Origin of the sequence: Neisseria sp. HMSC058F07, assembly GCF_001810035.1 — a bacterium.
GTDB lineage: Bacteria > Pseudomonadota > Gammaproteobacteria > Burkholderiales > Neisseriaceae > Neisseria > Neisseria perflava.
Window position 1 is genome coordinate 224,670 of sequence record NZ_KV799671.1, and the last position, 8,963, is coordinate 233,632.

Below are 8,963 nucleotides of genomic sequence, written 5' to 3' on the forward strand. Positions count from 1 at the left end.
AAACCCATGAAATCTTCCGTACTCAAAACCTGTCTGATAGCAGCCCTTCTCTCTTCCGCCGCCCTGACCGGCGCGGCCGAGGTTTACACTTGGAAAGGCACATCGGGCAACAGCTATTCCGATACGCCAAACCGTCTGCAACCGAAGCGTTCCGGCGTGGTCAACATCCGCACGCACAACGTCAAACCTGCCGTTGCGCCTGCTGTTGCGGCATCTGAGCCGGTTGCCGAGCAGCCCAACGAACAGGTTGCGGAACAAAACAAACAAATCGAAGAGCGCAATAAAAAAATCGAAGAGCAAAACCGCCAAAACAAGCTGGAAAACTGCAAAATCGCCAAAATCAACCGTCAAGTCGCCGAAAGCGCACGCTTGACCAATCGCGACAGCCTGATTAAGCAATACCAAAACGACGTCAATAAATACTGCAATTAAGCTCTCGGATAACAATATCAAAAAGGCCGTCTGAAATTTAATTTCAGACGGCCTTTATTTTTCAGTCCATCAATAATACAGTTGAACCAACAACAAACCGAAAGCCAGACTAAATGCCATGCTCAACAGGCCCGGAATCATGAAGCTGTGGTTGAAGATGAATTTGCCGATTTTGGTCGAGCCGGTTGTATCGAAGTCGATAGCGGCAATAATCGGACCGTAGTTCGGAATGAAGAAATAACCGTTTACCGCAACAAATGTGCCGATAATGATGGGCGCAGGAATACCCAGTTTGATGGCGATCGGAAACAGCGTTGCCACTGTCGCGCCTTGGCTATTGACCAATACCGACAAGACAAACAGGGCAAAGGCAAAGGTCCATGGTGCAGATTCAACCAAATGGCTGACTGTCGATTCCACTTCTGTTAAGTGGCCGTTCATCAAGGTATCGCCCAACCAAGCCACGCCAAACACCGCAATCACGGCACGCATACCGGCATGGAATACCGAACCTCGGGTAATCGCATCGCCATTGGGTTTACACGCCAAGATAATCAATGCAGAAGCAGACAACATCACGATTTCAATCGTATGCGCCATGCCCATAGGCTTGATCGCGCCATCGTGTTCAAAAGCCGGACGCAGCTCAGGCAGCGCACCCATCACAACTACCAGCAATGCCGCAGTCAAGAAAATACCGACTGACAATTTGGCTTTCGGCGAAATGGCGACATCGGTTTGTTGTTCCTCCACATCGATGTATTCTTTCACATAGTTCGGGTCTTTCAGCAAAGCCTGATAATGCGGATCGTCTTTCAATTCTTTGCCCAGTTTGTTTACGAACACGCAAGCCAAACCGATACCCAAAATCGTGGACGGAACAGTAACTTTCAACACATCCGCCATCGTGATGTGTTGCGGCTCAAGCATGGTAACACAGGCAACAACCGCGGCGGCAATCGGGCTGGCAACGATCGCAAATTGGGAAGCAATAACCGCCATCGTCAACGGACGGGAAGGACGGATGCCATTGCGACGGCTGACTTCGGCAATCACGGGCAAGACCGAGTAAGCCACATGGCCCGTACCTGCCAACACGGTAAAGGTATAAGTCACCGCCGGCGCGATAAAGGTGATGTATTTCGGATTGCGGTGCAACACGCGCGTGGCAATCTTAATCATATAGTCCAAACCGCCGCTGGCCTGCATGGCCGCCGCGGCAGACACTACCGCCATAATCATCAGCATCACATCAATCGGCGGGCTGGTCGGCTGAAGATGGAAACCAAAAGACAATACGGCCAAGCCGATACCGCCGAGCACGCCCAAACCAATACCGCCAACCTGCGCACCAATCAGGATACACAGCAGCACAACGGCAAACTGGATAAAAAACATAGTTGACATAACAACTCCCAAAATCCGGCCTTAGCCGAAATAAAATTACAAACGGTTGGATTATAGAGTAAACCCTCTTTCCTAACCATACTTTACCTAATTATACATACTGGTCTATATCAAATAAATAATATTCTCATTTAAACACTAGGTTTTAAAAATACAAAAGAGGCCGTCTGAAAATTTTCAGACGGCCTCTATGATTTAAAAAGATGATAAGGCTATTTTCCGGCTACTTCTTCATCTTTTATAAAATCCGATACGCCATGAACACAGCGGATTTTGCGTTCCGACAAAGTTGCCTCCAACAAGGCATCGTTTTGCGGCAATGAATCGCGTTCTGCCTCATTGTGCCAGAGGTGGTACGCAATGCCGGCAAATTTCAGATTATGGCGCTTCATCCCGTTATGATAGCAACGGGCGACAAATTCGCTGTCCTCCCTGCCCCAGCCGACAAAGCTATTGTCAAACCCGTTGACGGCAAGCGCATCGCTGCGGAAAAAGCCCATATTGCAAGTTTTGATGCCTTTGTGTTTGCGGTTGCCTTTTCGGCCTGCCAATTTGGCCAAACAACGGCAGCGCAGGGCGGAAAGCCGTTTTTCTATTCCCGAGCTGAACATGGACAAGGCAGGCAAATCGCCTTCGTTCAAAATATCCTGCGTTTTATCCGCAGTCAAAATCACGCGGGAACCCTGTATCAGACGGCCCTTTCGGGCAATCTTCAAATGATCGGCGATAAAAGACGGATTCAAGACCATATCGCCGTCAATCAACACAATATAATCGCTTTTCGCCTGCGCCAGCGCACGGTTGCGCGATTCGGCGGCACGAAAACCTCTATCCGGCTGCCATGAATGCTTGACCGGAATGCTTGTTCTGCGGCGGATAAAATCAACCACTTCGGCGGTTTCCTGCCTTGAGCCGTCATCCGCGACAATAATCTCATCCGGCAGACGGGTTTGCGATAAAGCCGATTTCAACACCAGCTCCAGAGCATCTGGGCGGTTGTAAGTGGTAATGATGAGGGAGACGGTTATCGTGCGGTTGCGCTCGTAGAGTTTGACATATTTGTAATACGAACCTTGTGCGTTGGAAACTGAAATCGTCAGGCCGTCTGCACCATAGGCAAAGCCGCGCTTGAGCAGATAGTTCTTCACAAACGATACGCCGCCATGCAGCAAAGCCTTAACCGGCGAACTGTCTTTCTTGAAGCGGTTTTCTTCCGCATACAGCGAACTGTACTGCTGCATTTTCTGAATCAGCCCTTCGGCGTTTTCAAAAGAATAATGTTTCAGACGGCCATCAAGTTGTTTAATCTTAGCTTCCTGCGGCAACACCAAAGACTCATGCACCTGACGGTCAGAAAAACGGGTAAATTTTCGATGATAAAGGCGTGGAATAATATCCGGATACCAGCCGCAGCCTTTAATCAGTCTGCCGTGGTAATGGTTCAGACGGGAAAGCGAAAAAATATGTTCCTTCTCATTTTCCAAAACGGCCGCACGAATGGATTCGATTAAAGCCTCATCCGCCACTTCATCGCTGTCTATGCTGAAAATCCAATCGTTTTGCGCCAGTCTGGCCGCCAGATTTTTCATCGGGCCAAACCCGATAAAGTCATGCTTGTAATAGCTGACATTGGGAAAGCCCTTGGCAATTTCAAAAGTACGGTCGGTCGAGCCGTTGTCCAACAGCAGGACTTCGTCAAAGTCTTTCAGCGCACTCAAAACTTCTGAAAGATAACGTTCTGAATTTTTTACCAACATGGCGGCGGTTGCCGGAATTGTGTGCATCATAAAAAGGCCGTCTGAAAAAGGAAGCTGTATTTTAACCGATATACCGCTACAATATGTCCTCCTTTTTTCAGACGGCCTGACTCATGCAGCTTATTCTTGCCCCCATGCAGGGGCTGGTGGACGATGTGATGCGCGACCTGTTGACGCGTATCGGCGGATTTGACGAATGCGTCAGCGAATTTGTCCGCATTACGCACACGGTCCACTCACGCGCCACTTGGCTTAAATATGTTCCCGAAATCGCCCATGCCAACCGCACGCCGGCCGGCACGCCCTGTACTGTCCAGCTTTTGGGCAGCGATGCGGAAAACATGGCCGTCAATGCTTTGGAAGCCGTGCGTTTCGGTGCGGACAAAATCGACCTCAACTTCGGCTGCCCCGCGCCGACGGTCAATAAACACAAAGGCGGTGCAGTCTTGCTCAAAGAGCCCGACTTGATTTACCACATCGTCCACACCCTGCGCCAACGCCTGCCACAACACATTCCGCTGACTGCCAAGATGCGGCTCGGTTATGAAGACAAAAGTCTGGCATTGGAATGCGCCTCCGCGATTGAAAACGGCGGTGCATGCGCGTTAACCGTCCATGCGCGCACCAAAGTCGAAGGCTACGAACCGCCAGCACATTGGGAATGGGTGCGCAAAATCCGCGATGCAGTCAATATTTCCGTTACTGCCAACGGCGATGTGTTCAGCCTTCAAGACTATCTCGACATTAAAACCGTCAGCGGCTGCGACAGCGTGATGCTCGGGCGCGGCGCGGTTATCCGTCCCGACTTGGCGCGGCAAATCAAGCAATATGAAAACGGCGAAACAGTCAAAGACACCGACTTTGCCGAAGTCTCCTCATGGATAGTCCAATTCTTCGACTTATGCCTTGCTAAAGAAGCCAACAACAAATATCCGGTTGCCCGTTTGAAACAGTGGCTGGGCATGATGAAAAAAGAGTTTGAACAAGCGCAGGTATTGTTTGACCGCATCCGCGCCGTCAAAGAAGCGGATGAAGTGAAACAGATTCTGCTGTCGTTTGAACAAGAGATGCATTTATGATTCAAAAAGGCCGTCTGAATTTCAGACGGCCTTTAATATGATTACTGACAGATATAATCAGCCAACAGTCTGCCTTTTTCTGCACTGGCTGCATTGGCCATATTCACATGCCTGGTCTCAGGGCCATTCTTGGATTTCAGGGCTTCGCCATATTTTCTGGCAAACTCTTTATTGGCACTGGTCACTCTTGACTCAGTGGCATCCAATATAAACCCGTCTTGCTCATATTTGCCTTGCGCAGTAATAATCAAGATATTTTCAGGTGAAGGATAATCCGGGAAATTAACATAGTTGGTAACCAGCTTGTAGGAAACGCCTTTGCCGTGTTTCATATCCTGACAGATGCCGTTAGGCGCGGTAAAGACTGCATGGCCGATACGGCCGTGGCCGAAATCGTAAAAATCGATTCTCTTCGCAGAAGCCAATTGTTTTTTATCGTTGCCGTCATTGATATTTAATGACTTGCCGTTTACCAAAAACAGGGTTGGCAACAAGGGGCTGCCATGAGAGGCTTCCAAATTATATGCTTCGCCCAACAGCTTGCCCTGACGATACACAGTCAAGACAGGCTTTTTCAGACCATTTTCCGGATTGCCGGTTTTCTTAAAAGAAATCTTCTGAACCACATTGCCAAATTCATAATAAGGCCGCGACTGCACGCCTGTTTTCGTATCCTGCAAGGCGCTCCAGCTGCCGTCCGTCGTTTGGGCGCACGCAGTCAGAGCAACAAACAGAATACCCGATAGTAAAACTTTAGAATGTTTCATTCATAAACTCCTTCTCAAGTAAACAAAAGAACGGATGTGTGCCTTTACTGCTTATTTTTGTTTCTTTGTTAAAATTTTAGAACCATTGCACTAAATTAGCAAGGGATTAAACAACAGGCCGTCTGAACATTCAGACGGCCTTGATTAAGCTCAAATTTTTAAGAAGCCAAAACGCGGGAGAACAAAATCTCATTTTCCAAATGGATATGGTCTTTCAAATCATCCACCATCTCTTTGGCCAAAGTGTACAAACGGGTCCAGCTGCCGCAAGCGCCTTCGGGAAGCTCAAAATTGTAGGTCAATTCTTCCAGACGCGCGATGGCTTGATCGTGTTCTTCATGCTCGTGCATCATTACGCTGATGGGCATTGCCGCGCCGCGACCCACGCCCTGATTAATCATTGGGAACAACATGCGCTCCTCTTTCATCATGTGCATCAACAGCTCGTTTTGCATATAGGCCAACAAATCAGGAACTTCGGCAGGGAAAGTATCAGCATGAACCTGCGCCACTTTTTGCGCCAGCGGAACCAACTCTTCAAACTGGGCGCGGTGGACATTGTGGTAACGCTGCAAAATATGGTCAATGGTGGAATTGAAAGGTGCGGTTTCCCAAACGGTAAAGTCGGTCATGGCTGTGTTCCTTTAAAGATTGATATTGGATGAATGTTAGACATAAGGATACACGCTGCAAACGGCTTTGTATAGTTTTTTTAATTGCTTAATTAATTGATAATAAAAGTTATTTTCAAATTAAAATACCAAACAGGCCGTCTGAAACATAAAGTCAAAGTTTCAGACGGCCTGCCCTTTTCTTAAATAATCCAACGATATAAGGCAATCATTACCGGCATGGTTACCACGCAAAGCAAGGTCGTCAACCCATAAATCGCACTGGCTTTTTGGGCATTTTTGCCGTAAACAACCGCCATTTGGGTAACTGTCGAAGCGGCAGGCGAAGTCGTTGCCAAAAAGCTGATTAACACAACCGTATCCGCATGCGCATCATGATGGGCAAAACCGCAGGCTTTGACGGCGAAAAGCAATAATACCGGAATCAAAATCAGCCTTAAAAAAGCAACGAGATAAAGCCTCGGTGTCCACACAATCGAACGCAACGGCAAAGAGGCCAGCAGCATGCCCGCCACCAACATGGCAACCGGGCCAATCATACTGCCCACCGTCGCCAAAGTATTATCGACAATGTGCGGCAGCTTGATTTGAAAGGCAAACATCAGCAGCCCGACCAACATGGATAAGATGTTGATATTGGTAAAAATGGTTTTCCAAGCCACATTGCCTCGACCGCAAATCAACAGGCGCAGATGCGTCCAAAACAAAAACGTCTGCACCAAGATAAAACCAGTGGTGTAAATCACCCATTCCGGCCCAAAGACCGACATTACCAAAGGGATAATCAGGTTGCCCGAATTGCTGTACACCGTCGCCGCGTGTTCGAGCGCATCGAGTTTGAACAAGTGTTTAAACAACCTGCCTAAAACAATCAATACCACATGGAAAAACACCGCCAACATGACGGAAAGCTTCAGCCCTTCGATAATCTGCGGCGTATTGTCCATCTGAAAGGCATGAATCATGACAGACGGGCTGATCAAGTAAAGCGCGATGACCGAGAGCGTATAGCTGTTTTCCGATTTCAACAGCCCTGCCTTCACTAAGGCCATGCCCATCAAAACAATCAGCGTCAGCTCGGTAATTTTTCCGGCAAGCAGAAAAGAGGTTTCCATAACAAAAAAAGCGGCAAAAACGTTGATTTTACGCTTCTACCGCTTGGCATGCCAAATTCAGACGGCCTGAAGCCTTTTTCCAACAACCCGACATAATTTGCCCTACCGCAAAGCAAATCAATATAAATCTGTCCGTATATCCGCTATAATCAGCCATTTTCTTCAAACAGGAAACATCATGTCCCCCAGCCGTTTCAATCAAACGGGCCCCAAAATCGGCCTGAGCGTACGCCTTGCAGAAACCCAAGCTGAAATCGAAGCCGCCCAAAGATTGCGCTATCAGGTTTTTGCCCAAGAGTTAGGTGCGGAAATCGAAAGCGATGACGGCCGCGATGTCGATCCTTATGATGAACATTGCCACCACCTGCTCGCCTTTGACGATGCAACCGGCGAGGTAATCGGCTGCTACCGCCTGATTACCGAAGAAACCGCAAAAAAAGTCGGTGGCTGGTACAGCGAGCATGAATTTGATCTTGAGCCTTTGAAAGACATCCTGCCGCAAACCGTCGAACTCGGCCGCGCCTGTACCCACCCGGACTACCGCAACGGCGGCTTGGTCATGCTGTTGTGGACCGGTTTGGTCAAATTCATGAAAGACGAAAACCTGCGCTTTATGATTGGTTGCGGCAGTATCGAAATGCGTGACGGCGGCAACGATGCGGCCGGCCTGTATCATGCTTTGAAAGACAAATACCTCGCTCCGGCACAATGGTGTGTCAAACCGCTCAACCCGCTCAAATGGGACAGCATCACGCCGTCTGAAAATCCGCCTGTACCTGCCCTGATCAAAGGCTATCTCAAAGCAGGCGCGTGGTTCTGCGGCGAGCCTTGCGTCGATGAAGCGTTCAACTGCGCGGATGTGCTGATCATGATGGACATCAACCACCTTTCCGACCGCTACTTGCAGCGTTTTGCCCCTAAAGCCGATTCATAATAAAAGGCCGTCTGAAACTTCAGACGGCCTGCCTAATCTTTATAAAAACACACACAATGACCGCCAAAATCCGTTTTATCTTCCGTCTTCTCTGCATTGCCGGCTGCCTTTTATACGGCATGGCCGAAATGTTTTTTCTGTTTCCCTTTTACAGCAGCAAACGCAAACTGCGCGCGATCCAATTATGGTCGCTGCGCGTGCTCGCTTCCTGCGGCATGAAACTGCAAACTTTCGGCACGCCGCCGCAAGAAGATCGCGGTCAGCTGATTATCAGCAACCATATTTCATGGTTGGACATTATGGCGGTCAACGGTGCTTTCCCCGGCCGTTTTGTGGCTAAAGACGATGTGGCCAAATGGCCTGTGGTCGGTTATCTTGCCACACAGGCTCAAACGGTTTACGTCTCGCGCAACCGCGGCATCAAAGGCAATTCTGCCAAAATCGCCGGCGTAACCGAAGCGCTGAAAAACGGCGATACCGTCACCATTTTTCCCGAAGGCACCAGTACCGAAGGCCGTGAAATCCTGCCGTTCAAACCGAGCTTTTTTCAGACGGCCTATGATGCAGGCGTACCGATTATTCCGGCACTCTGCCGCTATCCGAATCCAGACGGCAGCAGCCCCAATCCGCACACTGCCTACTACGGCGACATCAGCCTCTGGCAATCTATCTGCATGGTCATCAGCCAGCCTTCCAACACGGTCGAACTGCATTTCCTCGATCCGATTGAAGCAGGAGAAGACCGCTACGCTACTGCGCTTCAAGTACACGCCCTGTTGAGCGAAAAGCAAAAACAGTTGGGTTGATCAAAAAAAGGCCGTCTGAATGTTCAGACGGCCT

9 protein-coding genes are annotated in these 8,963 nt (G+C 49.1%); 4 read left to right on the forward strand and 5 right to left on the reverse strand.

Annotated features, from left to right (window positions below):
* Nucleotides 1-6: 6 nt before the first annotated feature.
* A complete protein-coding gene (locus tag HMPREF2696_RS03215; protein WP_049336541.1) occupies nt 7-432 on the forward strand; it encodes a DUF4124 domain-containing protein in 426 nt (141 codons plus the stop codon).
* A 69-nt stretch (nt 433-501) separates the two neighbouring features.
* Here the strand turns inward: HMPREF2696_RS03215 and HMPREF2696_RS03220 are convergent, their stop codons facing one another.
* The gene (locus HMPREF2696_RS03220; RefSeq protein WP_049333380.1) at nt 502-1,830 is read right to left on the reverse strand and encodes an anaerobic C4-dicarboxylate transporter family protein; all 1,329 of its coding nucleotides are present in this window, start codon (nt 1,828-1,830) and stop codon (nt 502-504) included.
* Nucleotides 1,831-2,051: 221 nt separating this feature from the next.
* On the reverse strand, nt 2,052-3,626 hold the full coding sequence (locus HMPREF2696_RS03225; RefSeq protein ID WP_004519847.1) for a glycosyltransferase family 2 protein: 1,575 nt from the start codon (nt 3,624-3,626) through the stop codon (nt 2,052-2,054).
* An 83-nt stretch (nt 3,627-3,709) separates the two neighbouring features.
* Here HMPREF2696_RS03225 and HMPREF2696_RS03230 point away from each other — a divergent pair, with 83 nt between their 5' ends.
* Nucleotides 3,710-4,675, forward strand: a complete 966-nt coding sequence (locus tag HMPREF2696_RS03230; protein WP_070587787.1) for a tRNA dihydrouridine synthase — start codon at nt 3,710-3,712, stop codon at nt 4,673-4,675.
* Between the two features lie 41 nt (nt 4,676-4,716).
* Here the strand turns inward: HMPREF2696_RS03230 and HMPREF2696_RS03235 are convergent, their stop codons facing one another.
* The 3 genes from HMPREF2696_RS03235 to HMPREF2696_RS03245 form a co-directional block, all read right to left on the reverse strand.
* Entirely contained in the window at nt 4,717-5,442 is a 726-nt protein-coding gene (locus tag HMPREF2696_RS03235; RefSeq protein ID WP_070587789.1) for a DUF8095 domain-containing protein, read from the reverse strand.
* Nucleotides 5,443-5,600: 158 nt separating this feature from the next.
* Nucleotides 5,601-6,074, reverse strand: a complete 474-nt coding sequence (dnrN, locus tag HMPREF2696_RS03240) for an iron-sulfur cluster repair protein DnrN (protein ID WP_049336533.1) — start codon at nt 6,072-6,074, stop codon at nt 5,601-5,603.
* Nucleotides 6,075-6,256: 182 nt separating this feature from the next.
* Nucleotides 6,257-7,189 carry an AEC family transporter gene (locus tag HMPREF2696_RS03245; protein ID WP_070587791.1) on the reverse strand — a complete coding sequence of 311 codons (933 nt, stop codon included), beginning with the start codon at nt 7,187-7,189 and terminating at the stop codon, nt 6,257-6,259.
* Nucleotides 7,190-7,367: 178 nt separating this feature from the next.
* On the opposite strand from HMPREF2696_RS03245, the gene HMPREF2696_RS03250 reads away from it, so the two are divergent.
* Together HMPREF2696_RS03250 and HMPREF2696_RS03255 are read left to right on the forward strand one after the other, a co-directional pair.
* Nucleotides 7,368-8,123 carry a GNAT family N-acetyltransferase gene (locus HMPREF2696_RS03250; RefSeq protein ID WP_004519852.1) on the forward strand — a complete coding sequence of 252 codons (756 nt, stop codon included), beginning with the start codon at nt 7,368-7,370 and terminating at the stop codon, nt 8,121-8,123.
* Between the two features lie 56 nt (nt 8,124-8,179).
* Nucleotides 8,180-8,929 (forward strand): lysophospholipid acyltransferase family protein, encoded by a 750-nt coding sequence (locus HMPREF2696_RS03255; RefSeq protein ID WP_004519853.1) that lies wholly within the window; start codon nt 8,180-8,182, stop codon nt 8,927-8,929.
* Nucleotides 8,930-8,963 lie beyond the last annotated feature (34 nt).